Consider the following 18,055-nt stretch of genomic DNA (forward strand, 5'->3'; position numbering starts at 1 on the left):
TATCTTTGCAACTTTAAAAAATAAAATAACCGTGATAAAGCTACACGATAAATATTTTAAACCCTTTATTTCTGCAGGCGACATTGATGCTGCTATTGCACGTTTGGTCGACGAGATTTCTAATGATTTAGGAGACGAAATTCCTGTATTTGTGGGCATTTTAAATGGCTCGTTTATGGTGGTGAGCGATTTTGTGAAAAAATACCCAAAACCCTGCGAGGTCACTTTTATAAAATTGGCATCCTACGAAGGTGTTAAATCTACCGAAGATATTCAGCGATTAATTGGCTTAACCCAAGATTTATCAGGTCGAACGGTGGTTATTTTAGAAGATATAATTGACTCGGGAAATACCTTGGCGGAAGTGCACCGGATTTTTAAAAACGAAAAGGTAAAAACATTAAAAATAGCCACGTTATTTTATAAACCTGAAGCGTACAAAAAAGATTTTAAATTACATTATGTTGGTATAGAAATACCTAATAAATTTATAGTGGGTTACGGGCTCGATTATGATGGATTAGGGAGAGACATACCAGAAGTATATCAAATAAAAGAAACCCAACACATGACAAATTTAGTGCTATTTGGCCCTCCAGGAGCAGGAAAAGGGACGCAAGCAGAATTTTTAAAAGAGAAATATCATTTAGTACATATTTCTACAGGCGATGTATTTAGATTTAATATTAAAAATAAAACCGCTTTAGGCATGCTTGCCAAGTCTTACATGGATAAAGGAGAATTGGTTCCAGACCAAATTACTATAGATATGTTGGAGGCTGAGGTTGAAAAAAATGCCGATGCTCATGGTTTTATTTTTGATGGATTCCCAAGAACAGATGCACAAGCCGAGGCTTTGGATAAATTAATGGAGAGCAAAGATTCGCAAATTAATGCCATGGTAGCTTTGGAAGTAGACGATGTGGTTTTAGTAGAACGTTTACTGAAAAGAGGCAAAACAAGCGGAAGAACAGACGACGCCGATGAATCCATTATTAGAAATAGAATTACAGAGTACTACAATAAAACGGCTATATTAAAAGATTACTACTCAGCACAAAACAAATATTTTGGTGTTGATGGTGTAGGAAGTATTGAGGAAATTACGGTACGATTAAGTGACGTAATTGATAACTTATAGTCTGGTTCCTGCGAAAGCAGGAATTTATATTTATTGCTTAGTTTCAATTAATACCATTTTCGCTTTCGCGGAAAAAATTAAAAGTAAGAGTGAGAAAACTTTTAACTTTTAACTCATAACTTGTAACGTTATTCATGACTGAAGGAAATTTTGTTGACTACGTAAAAATGTATGTGTCTTCCGGAAACGGAGGCAAAGGCTCTGCGCATTTACATCGCGAAAAATACATCACCAAAGGTGGTCCAGATGGTGGCGATGGTGGTCGTGGCGGTCATGTTATTCTCAGAGGAAACTCACACCTTTGGACACTTTTACCTCTAAAATTCAAAAAGCATATTAGGGCTGGCCATGGCGAACATGGTAGCAAAAGCCGAAGTACGGGGGCCGATGGGGAAGATGTATATGTTGACGTGCCCTTAGGAACAGTGGTGCGAGATACCGAAACAAACGATGTCATTTTTGAAATTACCGAGCATGGCGAAGAAAAAATTATCGTAAAAGGCGGAAAGGGTGGTCTTGGAAACTGGCACTTTAAATCGTCTACAAATCAAACGCCACGATATGCACAACCCGGACTTCCTTTAGAGGAAAAATACATCACCTTAGAGCTTAAAATACTGGCCGATGTTGGTTTGGTTGGTTTCCCCAATGCAGGGAAATCTACTTTGTTATCGGTTGTAACATCAGCGAAACCTAAAATTGCCGATTACGAATTTACTACCTTAAAACCCAATTTGGGCATTGTTGAGTATCGCGATTTTCAAACGTTTGTAATGGCCGATATTCCCGGAATTATTGAAGGAGCCGCTGAAGGGAAAGGCCTTGGGCATTACTTTTTACGCCATATTGAACGCAACTCCATTTTATTGTTTTTAATTCCTGCCGATGCTGACGATATTAAAAAACAATACGATATTCTGTTGGATGAATTACGCAGATACAATCCGGAAATGCTGGATAAAGAGCGCATTATTGCCATATCGAAAAGTGATTTGCTTGATGCTGAATTAAAGGCTGAGCTTAAAACCGAGTTGGATAACGAACTCCCCATTCCATATTTATTTATTTCATCTGTGGCGCAACAAGGCATTACCCAGCTTAAAGATTTACTTTGGAAAATGTTAAATGATTAATTTCAAAAAAACTTCAAATTTTTTAAATTGAGCATTTGTTTTGTTTCCTAATTACAGGTGTGCGTTATGCTGAAATTGTATCGGCATCTCATATTTTTTGAGAATCTAGATTTATTTTTGCGACCCTGTAATAAGTTCGGGGTAACGAACATATTTATGGTTAAAAGATTTTCTGAATTCTAATTTAAAATTACAATATGAAAAAACAGATTAAAAGCATCGTAGAAATTAACGATAATAAATTAAGCCGGTATTTTGCTTTTTTTATTCAAGCCCTAATCCTTTTATCGGTTGTTACGTTTTCTGTTGAAACCATCCCCAATTTAAAACCACAAACAAGGGTTATTCTTCAATCCATCGAATGGTTTAGCGTTATTGTTTTTACCTTAGAATATATTTTAAGAATTTATGTGGCCGACAGCAAACCTAGATTTGTGTTTAGTTTTTTTGGTATTATAGATTTGTTGGCAATCCTCCCGTTTTACTTAGCTTTTGGAGTCGATTTACGCTCGTTAAGAGCCTTACGGTTTTTGCGATTATTCAGAATTTTAAAGCTTGTGCGTTACAATCGAGCCATGAATCATTTTACAGATGCTATAAAATCGGCCAAAGAAGAAATTTTACTTTTTATTTTTGTTACGCTCATTTTAATATATTTTTCTGCCGTAGGGATTTATTATTTCGAAAATGAAGCTCAGCCACAGCATTTTTCATCCATTTTCGATAGTTTGTGGTGGGCTATCATCACGCTTACCACTGTTGGTTATGGCGATGTGTATCCCATAACCGTGGGCGGAAAGGTGTTTACTTTTTTTATATTAATGATTGGTTTGGGCATTGTGGCAATTCCAACAGGAATCATATCTTCTGCTTTAACAAAATCGATTGATCATAAAGAAGACAACCAATAACATTCATTCTATTTGTTAAAAATTTTTCAGTTAAATGAAGTGGAATATTTTTTGATTAACTTTAATGAAAAATCAATGTTATGAATTATCTTAAAATATTTGTTTTGGCCTTACTCATTGTATCTTGTGCCCCTATACGCGTTAATTACGATTACGACAGGACAACAGATTTCACAAAATACAAAACCTACAATTATTACGCCGATATGAATACCGGTTTAAGCGATTTGGACACCAAGCGTTTTTTAGATGCATTGGATGAAAAAATGCAGACCAAAGGATTTAGTTTGGCCGAAAAACCAGATTTTTTTATCGATATTAAAAGCAGTGCTTTTCAGGCGGCACGACGCAATACGGTTGGTGTTGGCTTAGGCGGCGGCGGACGAAACGTTGGCGGCGGCGTATCCATTGGTATTCCGGTTGGGCAATCGAATGTAAACCGAAAAATAACGATTGATTTTGTTGATGAAAATGGCAAAGGCCTTTTTTGGCAAGCCGTTAGCGAATCTAGTTATAGCCCCAATACTTCGCCAGAGAACAGAACGGCGCGGTTAAATGCGATTCTGGATAAAGTATTGGCAAATTATCCGCCAAAGCAATAGCCTAGTTTTTTACAAAACGCTTGCTTGTTAAAAGCATATTATTTAAATAAACATTCGCCAAATACATGCCTTGGCTTAAACGGCTAATATCAATCTTGTTGTTTTCGTAATTGGATATTTTGGTCGATTGCAGCCTTTTTCCATCCAAACTAATAATATCCACTTTTAAGCTTGCGGCACTTTTGCCTTCCACCTTTAAGTTTAAAATATTATTTGACGGATTAGGAAATAATGAAATATTAAAATCATTTTGTTTGGAGCTAATGTCGTCAATTCCTAGAGCCGATTTTGTAATCGTCCAAGTAACCGAATAAACATGGGTGGTTTCGTGGTTGTCAATTTTTAGCATGGGCGAATCATCATGTACCACAACGGTTAAATCGTTGGTGCCGGTATTCAAATCGTTTTCAGCAATAGAAATATTGTCCACATCATTTGCGAAATTCGAAGCATTTAAAGTCCACGTGTTTTTTAAAGTATTCGGAATGGGTTTTATTAAATTCAACTCAAAATCGATAGGGTATGCCGTTGGGTTTACGGTGTTTGAAGCCGGTAAATACGAATCGATGGGCGATACTAAACTGTGAATTTTTTCAATAATCCCTTCTTGACAAACCGAGCAGAAATCAAAACCTAAATAACGCATTTTACAACTTTGGTGAGGGCGGTTCCAAGTGGCAGATTCACCAGAACTCCCATAAGGATAAATGTTTATGGCATCAATACCCATCCAATTTTTCCATTTTACTAAAGCAGGGTTACTTTCCTGTGTGGCATTTGTGGCTTCATTTAGGTTACCGTCTCCCGGATAATATTCGTCTTTTAAATTAAAAAGCGAGTGTCCTAATTCGTGTATTACAATTTCATTGGCACTTGTTCCGGTTGATGAAACTGCATAAGGGCCACCCGCACCGCCATACTCCGGAGAGTTTACTAAAATAATCGGTTGGTCGTATTCCGGAAAATTATTAGCCAATACATTGTAAACTTTTGCAGAATTATAGGTGTAAAGCAATCTGTGATAACCAGAAGTATCGAAGGACGTGTTAAAATAAGTGTCTAAGGTAGCCGCAGGAAAAACAGGTTCTGTAACGTCGGTTGCGTTTGCAGGGTGGTCCGTGCCACTTTGATTAGACGGGACTTTTATGGCAAACACATTAAAATAATCAGCATATTCTTTAAATGGTGATTGAGTGAACATGGCGTTTGAAAAACTTGTGGCATCAGTAATAAATTTTGAAAACTCACTTGTTTGATAGCCTTCACTTAAAAGGACAAGGTTAATTCTTTTGTTGTTGTCGCCGGAGCGTTTAATCGTTTCAACATCAAAAACTTGAGCATTTACAAATCCTATATTGAGCAGGCATAAAATATATAGTAATTGATGCTTCATAGTGATTTGATTTTTGTTTTGATAAGTAGTTTTGGTTTTGATGATAGCGACGTAATTTCGTTAATGCTGAAGTATTTAGTATTTGGTTCCAGTTTTAGTTTTAATGAAAACTCAGCTTCCTTCAGTACTACTTCCTTTCTTTGAAATTGTTTTGAATCATCAACATATTCAAAGTTCTTTACAAGCGGATTTTTTATGGTAATGCTTTGCAGCACATTTAAATTTTTATCAAGTTGATGGCATATTAAATCGCCAGAAACTCCATTGTTTATAGGTATGTTTTTTTTTAATTTTCCATCAGTTATTATCTTATTAATAAACTGAATATTTTTTTTGCCTTTTGAATCTTCTGAAATTTTATAATTCAAAAAAATGAGTTTGGGGTTGGTTTCTTCGATGGTAGCATTTTGAGTCACATCTTTTTTTGATGCACAGGAATGTATTGTTGCACAAACAAATGCCATTAAAAGTAAAGCGGTATTTTGGGGCATTAACTTTATCAAATTAAAAAAGGTTAAGTTTTAAACCAAAGTGTAAATTTAATCATTTAAAATATTATGAAAAGGCATAGGTTTATGTTAATATAAAGTATACTTATAGCTCTTTTTTATTCAACTAACAATTTTACACCTTCACTATGGCTGCTAAACTCTGGTGCGTACATGCTTTGTATGGTTGTGATACCGTTGCTCATATGACCTGCATTGTTTACTCGTAAATCGTATTCAAAAACATAAACACCTTTTGGTAAATAATCAAAAAAGAAGTTAGTACTCGCATCTTTGGTACTTTCGTAATAGCCCAAACCATCTTGCCATTTGTATTTCGATAATACGTTTACAGGCTCCAAACCTGCGGCGCGCATGTCTTTCATGTGTACAAATTCCATGGCTCTATCGCTACGTAATTCTATGCGCACTCTTACTAAATCGCCGACTTTAACTTGGGTGTCTTTCGTGATTTCAGTAATCTCTTCACCAGTATCGGTATTCTTTTTTAAGAATAGTTTTTTCTTTAATTTAAGTGGTGTTTCAGCCGAAGTTATTTTATCCAAATCCTCAAAATATTGCCAATATAAAGCGCCCCAAGCGATGCCTTTTCCTTTTTTGGTCATTTGAACTTCTGCCATTTCTGGTTTGATTTCTGAGGCATTCCACGCCGTTTTAAAATAACCTGTCCCAGCTTCAACTTTTACAGCTTCATCCCGATAGCTATCGGGATTGAAAGGCTCTATTTGTTGTCCGCCTAAAACCACATCAACCATATCGCTTGCGCTCAACCAATCGCTACCTTGCAACAACAACGCATAAACGGCTTCGGTGGTTGCTTTGGTGGTTTTCCAACGGTTGGTTTGTTTGTTTTTTAGTAACCAAATTTTAAGGTTGTCAATAGTTTCGGTTTCGTTTTCAATTTCGGCAAAAGCCTCAATTAATAAGGCTTGCGTTTCAATAGGCGCTTGATACCAATACCATGAGTTGGTGTTGGATTTCCAATACATGCCTAATTCTTCGGAGGTAATGCTGTTTTCCTTTAAGGATTTTAAAATTTTAGCCGACGTCTTTTTATCGCCCATCCTATCTACAACCAAGGCCATTAATCCTTTCGCATATAAAGAGCGTTTTAACCAATATTTCTGAATTTGTGTGTGATAATATTTAGTGATTTCTTCAACTTTATCAGATTTTTTAGTTTCTGGATAAAAGCTTCGCATGTACAAGTAATGCAATTGCATATTGCTTAAATGATCTTTATTTAAGTCGACTTTTGAATTGTATTTTTTGATGTCATTATATTCTTTTACAAATTCCGCATCCAGATAATTGACGGCTTTTTTAATCATTTGATGATGAGATTTCTCGTCGCTCGTTTGGCGCTCTGTCGAAATGACACCAAGTTTATTTAAGTGACCAAAACCAGTAATAATATGTTGCGTGATGTATCGGTTTTCGCGTCCGCCTTTAAACCAAGCCCATCCACCAGAATCCATTTGATTGTGTTGCAATTTACGTTTTGCAGATTGCAATTCGTTATTCATTTTGTTTAAATCGAATAATAAAGCGATGCGTTTTTTCTGTTCGGTTTCACTTTGTGCATCACGTAACCAAGGGGTTTCTTGGATTATAATGGACTTGAGCTCTTCATTTTTTTCAAGTTTCGAAATCAGAGCATCTTGAGACGCCCATTGATTAAAAACCTCTTGAATTCTTGGATTCGAATTTACGATATGACTCGCCAATGCATTGGCATAATATCGACTGAAAATTTGCTCGTTACAATCGTACGGATATTCCATTAAATACGGTAAAGCTTGTACCGCATACCACGCTGGATTGGACGTTATTTCCAAAGTTAATTTGTGGTTTTTTAATGTTGAAGAGGTGTTGGTTTTCAACTTATCTAATGTGAAAGTTTTAGTTTGGTTGCTTCTAACCCACATAGGAAGTGTTTCGGTAACCAACATTCTATTTGATAAAACGGGTAAGGCATTTTGTTCGCCATCGCTAAAATCTCCAGCTTTGGCAATGATTTTATATTGAACGGCTTGCACATTATCAGGAATAGATAGATTCCATGAGACTTGGGTGTTGTTTTCTTTTTCTACTGTAAAGGAAGTCCCCTCTAAATCCCCAGAAGAGGAAGAACTGAGCAAGTTTGCTGTAATGTCCTTTCCAGAAATGGCATCGGTTAATATTAAAATGGCTTCCCCCGAAAGTGGTTTATCGGTTAAGTTGGCAATTTTTGTACTTATGGTTATGTTATCGCCTTCGCGTAAAAAACGAGGTGCGTTTGGTATGACCATCAATTCTTTTTGTGTAACCGTTGTTAAGGTTTTAGTTGCATTTTCTAAAGTTTTGGTGTGTGCCAAAAGTTGCAATTTCCATTGGGTTAATGCTTCGGGTGTTGTAAAACTGAAACTTATATTGCCTGCTTCATCGGTTTGTAACTGCGGAAAGAAAAACGCGGTTTCATTTAAGTTTTTACGGATTTTGATGTTGTCGAAGTTTGGTTCTTTTGCTAAAGAAACAGAATCATGAACCGAAATACCCGCTACTTTTTCAGCTACGCTGAAAGCAACATCTTCTTCCAATTCTTCGCTTGCATTTAACTGATCAGCTTGTAAATTAGAAACAGCCCCAGCTATATTTTTTCTTTTTTGAGTTCCATAACCAACTACTACCACTTCATCTAATGCAGCACTATCGTCGTATAAATAAACTGAAAAATAATTATTTTCTCCAATTTTAATCTCTTGTGTAACAAACCCAATGTAACTGAATACCAAAACATCATTTTTTTTCGCCTTGATTGAAAATTCACCATCAAAACCTGTTTGAGTACCGCGGCTGGTTCCTTTTAAAGTAATATTAGCACCTGGCAGCACATTTCCGCTTCTATCATATACCGTGCCTGACACATAACCCTTTTTGATTGATTCATCATATCTAGCCGTATTTCTATCCTCATATTTATTTTTCAACCTATTTAGATAATTATTATACACCCAACGATCTTTGGTAAAACTAAACCCAAACCAATCCAACTGGTCATAACTTTGGTATTGATAATACGAACGCGATCTATCATTATAAACTCTAAAATTGCGTGTTCCAAAACTATGTCGCGCATTACTTCTATTATAAGAATAATAGGTTGGATTGTTGATGGGATTAAAGTTCCAAGCATGTGGTTTAAATTGGTCTAAACTTGCATCGTACATACTCGCTAATAATTCGGCAGATACTTTATCGCCCTGCGGCCCTTTAATTTTAAAACTCCAAGTTTCATCGGTTCCGGGTTGTAATTTATCTCTAAAGGTTGTGGTTTCAATCTCTAATTCGGTTTTTGGGTAAGGCACGACAATATTTAAACTACCTGATTGAAAACTGTTGTACGCTGCAAAACTATAATTAACCGAAAAGCCACCAATATCATCGCTTGTGATAGGAATACTAATGGTTTTTTTATTATTATTCAATGGGATAATTTGAGTTTTTATAACCTTATTTTGTTTTTCAACTGAAACTGTAACGTTTAAATTATTGGCAGCCGAGGCCAATGTTATTATGGCTATATCGCCAGTGTTGTATTTAGATTTATCACTTGTAATACTGAATAATTGATGATCCGCAAGAGTTGCGTCTTTATCGCTATAAAGTGTGGTTTTAATTTCATCTTTAACCGTTTGTCCAAACTTATCTTTACTTTCTAAAGTGATGAGGTATTGACCAGATTGCCATTTTTTAGTTTTGCCAAGATTGAGTTTTTTTGAATTTCCGGTATTAAAAGATGCTATAAAAACAAGCTTTCCTTTTTCCCAGTTATTCGGGTTATGCTCATTGCTATAAGCGTCGTGCGGAAATAAGTTTTTAAAACTTTCTTTTGAAATGTCTTGATAATCGGGCGCAGGCCAAGGACGCACCCGTAATACCGTATTTGGTGCCTTCAATTTGTAAATTTTAACCGTGCCTTTTGCTGTTACAAACTCACCATTTAAGTTTTTGGTATCGATGGTGATCGCGTGGTTTTTTTTGGTTTTATCTAAAAGATTTGCAACAGACATGTTTGCTGTTAATGCATGATAACCAACGTTTACAATGGTAGTTGCGCTTCGTGTTTCGCCGTTTAAATCGGTAACATCGGCAGTTACTTCGTATTTAAAAATAGGCAGACTGCTTTTATCGACACTTTGGTCGGGTTGGGCTTTAAAGGTGATTTCAAATTCACCTTTATCATTGGTTCTGCTTTCGCCATGCGTAATTTCTTGTGGCTCGCTGTTAAACCATGGGCGGTACCAAAAATACCAATGCGGATATTCTACTTTGCGATGCACACGATACACCACTTTGGCATCGGTAATATTGCTGCCGGCATAAGCTAAAGCATGGCCTTTTATGGTTACCGAATCGTTAACTTTATAGGTTTCGGTTATGGGATTGAATTTGGTTTCAAACTTGGGGCGTTTGTATTCTTCGACCGAAAAGTAGGTGTTGCTTTCTGCATCCGGTCCAGATTCGGTATCAAATTCAATATAATATTGTCCGTTTAAACCCGTATTTGGCAAGATAAATTCGCCTGAAACGGAACCAAAGTCATTCGTTTTTAAATTCAATACTTTTAGTTCTTCACCATTTGCGTTATATAAAATGGCGTAAACCTTCTGGTTTTCTAAAACCTCAGATTTGTTAGCTTCGGTTTTCATGGCAATAGCCTTAAAATAAACGGTTTGTCCTGGTCTGTAAATGCTTCTGTCGGTAAATAAAAAGGATTTATAAGTTACCTTTTCTTTCTGATTTTTATAATATTGATGGATGTAATAATCGCCAAAATAAGCCACATCGTTACCGTGTTTAACCTTTAGATTTATATTGCGATAACGATTTTTCGATTTGTTGATTTTTATCTGCCCATGCAAATCCGTGGTTTGATTTTCAGTTTGCTCATTTCGGTTGTTGTTTTCTATAAAGTTTAGTTCAACCTTAGCGCCAACAATGGGTTTACCGTTGTTCCGGTCAATGATTTGAAAGATTTTAAAATCCGTTTTATCGGTTTCCACCAGAGCTAAATCGGTAACTTGAATGGTGCTAAATGCAAAGGTGTTTTCTTCATTTTTCGGCGCAGCATAAATTAAGTAGCTTCCATTGTTCAGTTTTGGTAATAGGATTTCGGTGGTATGCGTTTGGTAGTCACCTTCGTTACGCAAACTGCTATGCCATTCGGTTGTAGTTTTTAATTTTTTAATAAAAGCTAATTGCTCTTCCTTTCGGTAGGTTTTGTTGAATTTCTCTAGCTGGTTTCTAGAGATTTTATGAATTTTAAATTGAAGCTGATTCAAGTTTTTATAGCGAATCAATAAGCGCGAATCTTTGAGGATAGGCAAGAAGTTTTCAGTTGTAATTTGTAACGATTTTTGTTCAATTAGCTGCTTTAGAATGGTACACATTTCTGCACCTTTGCTTTTTGGAAACTTTGCAATAACGTTGTTGCAAATATCAATGGCTTCTTTGTTTTTCCAACGGTTTTCTTTCTTTGTTTTTGGTTGATAATCTAATCCTTGTTGATAGTAAATAGTAGCGATTTCATAATCATATAAACCTGAAACTTTGTGCGCTTTTAATTGCTCGCTTTCAGTTTTTAAGGCGTTTAATAAAATGGATTGCTTATCGCTAAAAGTAGCATGTTGGTTTACAAACTTTAATCGATTAATATTAACATCGGCTAATGCTAAATGCGATTTACCTTTTAAATGAAATCGAATTAAATCTTGATAAATTTTTAAAGCATTTAATTGCAACGACGTTGAATCTTTGGAAGTTAATTTTAATTCCGAAAAAGTCTTGGTATCGCCTAAAAAATCGGGATTATCAATTTCAAATTTATAAGCTGGTTTGGTGATATGCGTTTCGTTGGTTTTGTAAAATAGTAACGCGTTATGACTTAAAAAATCAAATAAAGTCGGACGATAAATTTTAGAGCCTTTTTGCTCATTTAAAAGCACACTATAATTACTTAATGGCTCCAATTGAAGCATCAATCCGTTCTCTAAAGAGTTTTGATAATGCTCATGAATCTCATTAAAAATAGTTTGCAAATCCCAAGTTCTAAAATCGTTCGCATCTAATTTTTCAGAAGTTTTAGTGCGATTGTAAAACTGCCAACGGTGTTGGTTAAAATACTGCCAATATAAATTGGCCAAAATATTTTCAAGGATGTTTTTAGTGGGAAACGAACTCTGTTCAATTTCATTTTTAAAATTATTAATGATTTTTAATTGCGCATCTTCCTCTAAAACCAAAGCGAACTTGCTTTTAAAAAGCATGGTTTTAATAAGTTGCGGGTTATTTTTATCTTTTTTAGCTTTCGCTGAAATATCTTCAACAATTTTTAATGCCGATTTTGGCAAACCTTCAACCTCTAGTTTTTCAACTTTAGTCCATAATTTTTGGTAATCTGGATTTTGAGCTTGCGTTAAATTTGAAAAAAGAATAATCATTAATATTAATAGTGTACGTTTCATTTATGCTGTATTTGTCTTTAAATGTACTTTCAAAAGTTATTCCAAAAAACAATAAATTAGGAATTACTTTCGTTGGTTGAGTGAAGTTAACCATTTTTCAAGTAAAGTGTAATGTTTAACTTTGTATTTTCCATCTAAATGCTATGTACAAGTTTTTGCTTCTACTTTTATTACCAACACTTATATTTGGTCAACCCGAATTGGATGATGTGGATGCCCTTTTTCAAAACAAACAATTTGAAAAAGCAGAAAAACTCGTTTCAGAATATTTAAAAAACAATCCCAACAATATAAAGGCTATTGAGTTTTTAGGCGATGCGTACGGGCATCAAAAAAAATGGGACGATGCCATAAACCAATATCAAAAACTTGTAAATATTCAACAAAACAATGCCAATTACCATTATAAATACGGCGGCGCCATGGGCATGAAAGCTTTGTCGGTTAATAAATTAAAGGCATTGGGCATTATTGGCGATGTAAAAACAGCATTCTTAAAAGCGGCCAAATTAGATAAAAACCACATTAACGCGCGTTGGGCATTGGTAGAATTGTACATGCAATTACCCGGAATTTTAGGTGGCAGTAAAAACAAATCGTTACAGTTTGCGCAACAACTGGAAAACCTCTCGAAAGTGGATGGCTACTTAGCAAAAGGTTATATTCACGAGTACGACGACGAACCAGAACTAGCGGAAAAATATTATAAAATGGCGATAGTTGAAGGCGGATCTTTAACCTGCTTTAACAAGTTGACTGCCCTTTACGAAAACCAAAATCAGCCCCAAAAAGCCATTCAAAATATTGAGGTTGCCCAACAAAAACACCAGCGCAACGCACTGCATTATCAAATAGGCAAAGTGGCCGCCCAATATAACACACAACTTAAAAAAGGCGAACAATGTTTGCTCACTTACATAGCAAATTACACCCCAAACGATGGCGTGCCAAAAGCTTGGGCGCACTACCGTTTAGCGCAGATTAATGTGCATAAAAACAATAAATCCGAAGCCTTAAAATACATCAATTTGGCCATTGCCGAACTGCCAAAAATCCCATCGTTTAAAGCAAAAAAGGAAGCAATTTTAAAGCTTTAAAATTTGGGCGTTACCCTGCGGGTCGGGCTTTCGGCAGTCGCTTCCTCCTACGTCGGCGAGCTCCAACAAATGCCTCAATCCCTAACGCGGGCAAGTTTGCAAAGTTTGGTTTCAATAAAAGGTATTTATTTGTTTAATAAAGGCATTTTCCAACAAAAAAATATGCGTGTATTCGTAGCAAAAAAAGTATCTTTGGCACTTCTGTAAAATCACACAAATGAACGCACATTTTATAGCTATCGGCGGTTCTGCCATGCACAATTTAGCCATAGCATTACAGCATAAAAACTACAACGTAACAGGAAGCGACGATGTAATTTACGAGCCTTCAAAATCAAGATTAGATGCTCATGGATTGCTACCAAAAACCTTTGGTTGGTTTCCAGAAAAAATAACATCAAATTTGGATGCCATTGTTTTGGGCATGCATGCCAAAGCCGATAATCCAGAGCTAATAAAAGCCCAGGAATTGGGTTTAAAAATATATAGCTATCCCGAATTTTTATACGAGCAATCCAAACATAAAACCCGTGTGGTTATTGGCGGAAGCCACGGAAAAACAACCATAACATCAATGATTCTTCATGTGATGCAATATCACGATAAGGATGTCGATTATATGGTTGGCGCGCAATTGGAAGGTTTCGATGTGATGGTAAAACTTACCGAAGACAACGATTTTATAGTGTTGGAAGGCGACGAGTATTTAAGCTCGACCATAGACAGGCGTCCAAAATTTCATTTGTACAAACCCAATTTAGCCCTGTTGAGCGGTATTGCTTGGGATCATATTAATGTGTTTCCAACTTACGAAAACTATGTGGAGCAGTTCCGTATTTTTGTTGATTCTATTGTTAGCGGCGGAAGCATTAATTACAATGAAGAAGATGCCGAAGTAAAACGAGTAGTTGAAGCTAGCGAAAACACCATCCGAAAAATAGCTTACCAAACGCCAAAATATACCGTTAAAAACGGACAAACACTTTTAGAAACCCCAGAAGGCGATTTACCCATCGAAATTTTTGGCAAACACAACCTAAATAATTTAGCTGGTGCCAAATGGATTTGCCAACACATGGGCGTTGACGAAGACGATTTTTACGAAGCTATTTCCACCTTTAAAGGCGCAAGCAAACGATTGGAAAAAATAGTCGAAACAACAAATAGCGTCGCTTATAAAGATTTTGCACATTCGCCAAGTAAAGTAGAGGCCACAACCAACGCCGTAAAAGAGCAATACGCAAATCGCACTTTAATTGCTTGTTTAGAGCTACACACTTACAGCAGTTTAAATGCAGAATTTTTAAAAGAATACAAAGGTGCCTTAAATGCCGCCGATGTTGCCGTGGTATTTTATTCGCCACATGCAGTCGAGATTAAAAAACTAGACACCGTAACACACGAGCAAATAGCCAAGGCTTTTCAGCGCGACGATTTAATTATTTACACCAATCCTGACGACTTTAAGACATTTTTATTCTCGCAAAATTTCGACAACAAAGCCCTGCTTTTAATGAGTTCTGGTGACTATGGTGGGTTGGATTTTGATGAGTTGACAAATTTGATAAATTAGATTTGGCAAATTGATTTTTCTATAATGAACTGTGGTATATAAAAATAAAGCGCTTCATTTTAAAACCACATTAATAAATCCTGTTTCATATTTCAACGAAAGCGTTTCAGTTTTATAATTTTACTTTACTTTTGCATTACAATACTATATTATGAGTCAAGAAGTTTCAAAACGATATGCACAGCGCGGTGTGTCGGCATCAAAAGAAGATGTGCACAATGCTATAAAAAATATCGATAAAGGATTGTATCCAAAAGCATTCTGTAAAATTGTGCCAGATCATTTAACCAATGATGATGATTATTGCTTGATTATGCATGCTGATGGCGCAGGTACAAAATCGTCCTTGGCTTACATGTATTGGAAGGAAACGGGCGATATCTCTGTGTGGAAAGGCATTGCGCAAGATGCTTTAATTATGAATATCGACGACTTGTTATGTGTTGGCGCAACCGATAATATCATGCTGTCATCAACAATTGGTAGAAATAAAAATTTAATTCCGGGAGAAGTGCTTTCGGCAATTATAAATGGCACCGAAGAACTACTTGAGGATTTAAAATCGTTTGGAGTGACCATTCATTCCACGGGTGGCGAAACTGCAGATGTTGGCGATTTGGTGCGCACCATTATTGTAGATTCTACGGTAACGGCTAGAATGAAGCGAAGCGATGTTATCGATAATGCTAATATAAAAGCCGGCGATGTTATTGTTGGTTTAGAAAGCTTCGGGAAGGCTACATACGAGAAAGAATACAACGGTGGCATGGGAAGCAACGGCTTAACCTCGGCACGACACGATGTGTTTAGTAAGTATTTGGCCGAAAAATACCCAGAAAGTTACGATCCTTCGGTGCCCAAAGATTTAGTGTATTCCGGTGGCGTAAAACTCACGGATGCCGTAAAAGATGCGCCGATAGATGCCGGTAAATTGGTGTTGTCTCCAACGCGAACCTATGCGCCTATTGTAAAAGCGATTTTATCTAAATACAATGCTGAAACAGTGCATGGTATGGTTCATTGTTCAGGTGGTGCGCAGACTAAGATTCTGCATTTTGTTGATGAATTTCACATCGTAAAAGATAACATGTTTCCTATTCCGCCGTTATTTAAACTCATTCAAGAACAGAGTAAAACCGATTGGAAAGAAATGTATCAAGTGTTTAATTGCGGACACCGCATGGAACTTTACGTAGCGCCTGAAATTGCCGAAGATATCATAGCAATATCAAAAACCTTTAATGTTGATGCGCAAATTATAGGTAGGGTAGAGTCCTCTAGTCATAAAAAACTCACCATAAAATCCGAGTTTGGCGTGTTTAAGTATTGATGTGTTATGCTTTTTGTAAAAGCCATAAATCCAAAAAAGATAGTTGTAATTTTTGCAGTGTTACTTGGCATAGCTAATATTTATACCATTTACAATTTTGGTTTTTTTGAAGAAAGAATTGTTCGGGTGTTTAGCTCCTCGGTTTTTCTAATTTTATTATTGGTTTTTAAGGGGTATAAAAGTGGTGTTTTGGTATTAGCTTTTTTGTGTTTTTGGTTGGCAGATATCTGTATGCTAAGATATGAGAATTCACTTTTTAATAAATTGGCATTAACTTTTCCAATTCTTGCTTATTCAGCCATATCTAAACATATCTATTTAAAAATCAGACCGATAAAATTAAACAAATACATTAAAACATTTTTTGGTTTTATTATTCTTTTGAATGTTTATATGATTTACGAAATAGTAGAAGTTATTGAATTGGGTTTAGATAATGTGTTTGAAAAAATTATGATTTACGCCAACGGGTTTTCATTAATTATATTGGGAACTTTGGCTGGAATTTATAATCTTAATTATAATTCAATACATGCTACTTATTGCATTTTTTTCGTGTTCGTTTTTGTTCTTTCGGCTATATGTAATGTGTTGGCTTATTATTTGAATTTGGAAATTTTATTTTATTTTAATCGTTGTTTTTATATTTTAGGATTAACAATAATGATGCTTTATTTGTGCTTGCAAAAAAAAGAAGAACTCCTTTTAGAATAAAACAGTAGATTTTAAAAATTTAGTTTTTAATAATTTATGTTAAATTGGAATGGTTTTTGATTAAAACCGTATTTAATTATATCCAACCTAATTATGAAAAATACGCTTTTAGCTATAGTTTTTTTGTGTGTTCAATTTGCATTTGCCCAACCCGATTCGCTGTTCATAAAAACCCCTAAGCCTAAAGACGAGCTTAAGGAGTTAAGGCCGGAATGGAAACAAATAAACAAAGCGACTTTCGATTTAAGTGAAGTTGCCTTTGTTAATTGGAGTGCCGGTGGTAGTAACTCGATATCCGGTTTGGTTGGAATTAGGTCTGAAGCCAACTATAAAGATAAATATTTCTTTTGGAACAATAACTTATCGGCGCGCTATGGTATAAACAAGCAAGAAAGCAGGGAGATTAGAAAAACCGACGATTTGTTCGAAATGAATTCCAATATTGGTTACAAGCCCGACGAATCTTCAAACTGGTTTTATTCGGCGCGATTAAATTTTAAAACACAATTAACAAACGGTTATAAATACCCAAACACAGACGACCCAATATCTAGGTTTATGGCGCCCGGATATTTGTTTTTTGGTGGCGGAATGGAATATGGAAAGGATATTGAAGAGTTGTCTTTTTACTTCTCTCCAATAACCCTTAAAGCCACTTTTGTGTTAGACGAAGACCTTGCCAATGCCGGTGCCTTTGGTGTTACGCCAGCGGTTTTGGACGTAGACGGAAACGTAATTATCGAAGGGGAGCGCACAAGACAGGAAGTTGGTATTTTATTAACAAATAGCTACAAAATGCAGGTGGTTGAAAACGTAGCCATGGTGCATCAAGTGAACCTGTATACCGATTATATAAACAATTTTGGTAACGTTGATTTGGATTGGAGAGTGGACTTCAATTTTAAAGTAAATAGTTTTATGAGGGCTACTTTGGGGTCGCACATGAAGTATGATGATGATATAAAAACTTCTGTGCCGTCAGATGTTGAAGGCGAGTTTGATGAGGCAGGTGCCAAAATACAGTGGAAACAGTTCTTGGGTATTGGTTTTGCTATAGATTTTTAGAATAACAGACACCAACCTTATTTAAAAAACTTGTTAACTTTTTATTGTTGATAAATTCACAAACACCTAACAATCAGGTTT

The 18,055-nt window shown here is 35.8% G+C and carries 12 protein-coding genes; 9 read left to right on the forward strand and 3 right to left on the reverse strand.

What is annotated here, in order from left to right; all coding sequences use genetic code 11:
- Positions 1 to 31: 31 nt before the first annotated feature.
- The 4 genes from RNZ46_RS09805 to RNZ46_RS09820 all read left to right on the forward strand — a co-directional run bounded on the left by RNZ46_RS09805 (position 32) and on the right by RNZ46_RS09820 (position 3,787).
- Complete coding sequence (locus tag RNZ46_RS09805) at positions 32 to 1,141, forward strand: adenylate kinase (protein ID WP_316982025.1); 1,110 nt, start codon at positions 32 to 34, stop codon at positions 1,139 to 1,141.
- A gap of 134 nt (positions 1,142 to 1,275) precedes the next feature.
- Positions 1,276 to 2,274 carry a GTPase ObgE gene (obgE, locus tag RNZ46_RS09810; protein WP_316982026.1) on the forward strand — a complete coding sequence of 333 codons (999 nt, stop codon included), beginning with the start codon at positions 1,276 to 1,278 and terminating at the stop codon, positions 2,272 to 2,274.
- 197 nt (positions 2,275 to 2,471) lie between these two features.
- The gene (locus RNZ46_RS09815) at positions 2,472 to 3,185 is read left to right on the forward strand and encodes an ion transporter (RefSeq protein WP_316982027.1); all 714 of its coding nucleotides are present in this window, start codon (positions 2,472 to 2,474) and stop codon (positions 3,183 to 3,185) included.
- Between the two features lie 80 nt (positions 3,186 to 3,265).
- Entirely contained in the window at positions 3,266 to 3,787 is a 522-nt protein-coding gene (locus RNZ46_RS09820; protein ID WP_316982028.1) for a DUF4136 domain-containing protein, read from the forward strand.
- A 1-nt stretch (position 3,788) separates the two neighbouring features.
- Here RNZ46_RS09820 and RNZ46_RS09825 read toward each other — a convergent pair whose 3' ends face one another.
- The 3 genes from RNZ46_RS09825 to RNZ46_RS09835 form a co-directional block, all read right to left on the reverse strand.
- On the reverse strand, positions 3,789 to 5,180 hold the full coding sequence (locus tag RNZ46_RS09825; RefSeq protein WP_316982029.1) for a T9SS type A sorting domain-containing protein: 1,392 nt from the start codon (positions 5,178 to 5,180) through the stop codon (positions 3,789 to 3,791).
- Complete coding sequence (locus tag RNZ46_RS09830; RefSeq protein WP_316982030.1) at positions 5,177 to 5,671, reverse strand: hypothetical protein; 495 nt, start codon at positions 5,669 to 5,671, stop codon at positions 5,177 to 5,179. Before RNZ46_RS09830 ends, RNZ46_RS09825 begins: the two co-directional genes overlap by 4 nt.
- 116 nt (positions 5,672 to 5,787) lie before the next feature.
- Entirely contained in the window at positions 5,788 to 12,195 is a 6,408-nt protein-coding gene (locus RNZ46_RS09835; protein ID WP_316982031.1) for an alpha-2-macroglobulin family protein, read from the reverse strand.
- A gap of 143 nt (positions 12,196 to 12,338) precedes the next feature.
- Between RNZ46_RS09835 and RNZ46_RS09840 the strand changes: the two genes are divergently transcribed.
- The 5 genes from RNZ46_RS09840 (at position 12,339) to RNZ46_RS09860 (ending at position 17,974) form a co-directional block, all read left to right on the forward strand.
- Positions 12,339 to 13,292 carry a tetratricopeptide repeat protein gene (locus RNZ46_RS09840; protein WP_316982032.1) on the forward strand — a complete coding sequence of 318 codons (954 nt, stop codon included), beginning with the start codon at positions 12,339 to 12,341 and terminating at the stop codon, positions 13,290 to 13,292.
- 217 nt (positions 13,293 to 13,509) lie between these two features.
- Positions 13,510 to 14,865 (forward strand): UDP-N-acetylmuramate--L-alanine ligase, encoded by a 1,356-nt coding sequence (locus RNZ46_RS09845; RefSeq protein WP_316982033.1) that lies wholly within the window; start codon positions 13,510 to 13,512, stop codon positions 14,863 to 14,865.
- Positions 14,866 to 15,016: 151 nt separating this feature from the next.
- Positions 15,017 to 16,195: an AIR synthase related protein gene (locus tag RNZ46_RS09850; protein WP_316982034.1), complete on the forward strand. Its 1,179-nt coding sequence runs from the start codon at positions 15,017 to 15,019 to the stop codon at positions 16,193 to 16,195.
- Between the two features lie 6 nt (positions 16,196 to 16,201).
- Positions 16,202 to 16,909, forward strand: coding sequence for a hypothetical protein (locus tag RNZ46_RS09855; RefSeq protein ID WP_316982035.1), 708 nt, complete (start codon positions 16,202 to 16,204; stop codon positions 16,907 to 16,909).
- Between the two features lie 93 nt (positions 16,910 to 17,002).
- Positions 17,003 to 17,974, forward strand: a complete 972-nt coding sequence (locus tag RNZ46_RS09860) for a DUF3078 domain-containing protein (protein WP_316982036.1) — start codon at positions 17,003 to 17,005, stop codon at positions 17,972 to 17,974.
- The last annotated feature ends 81 nt before the right edge of the window (positions 17,975 to 18,055 follow it).

This window comes from Hwangdonia lutea, from assembly GCF_032814565.1.
Taxonomy (GTDB): domain Bacteria; phylum Bacteroidota; class Bacteroidia; order Flavobacteriales; family Flavobacteriaceae; genus Hwangdonia; species Hwangdonia lutea.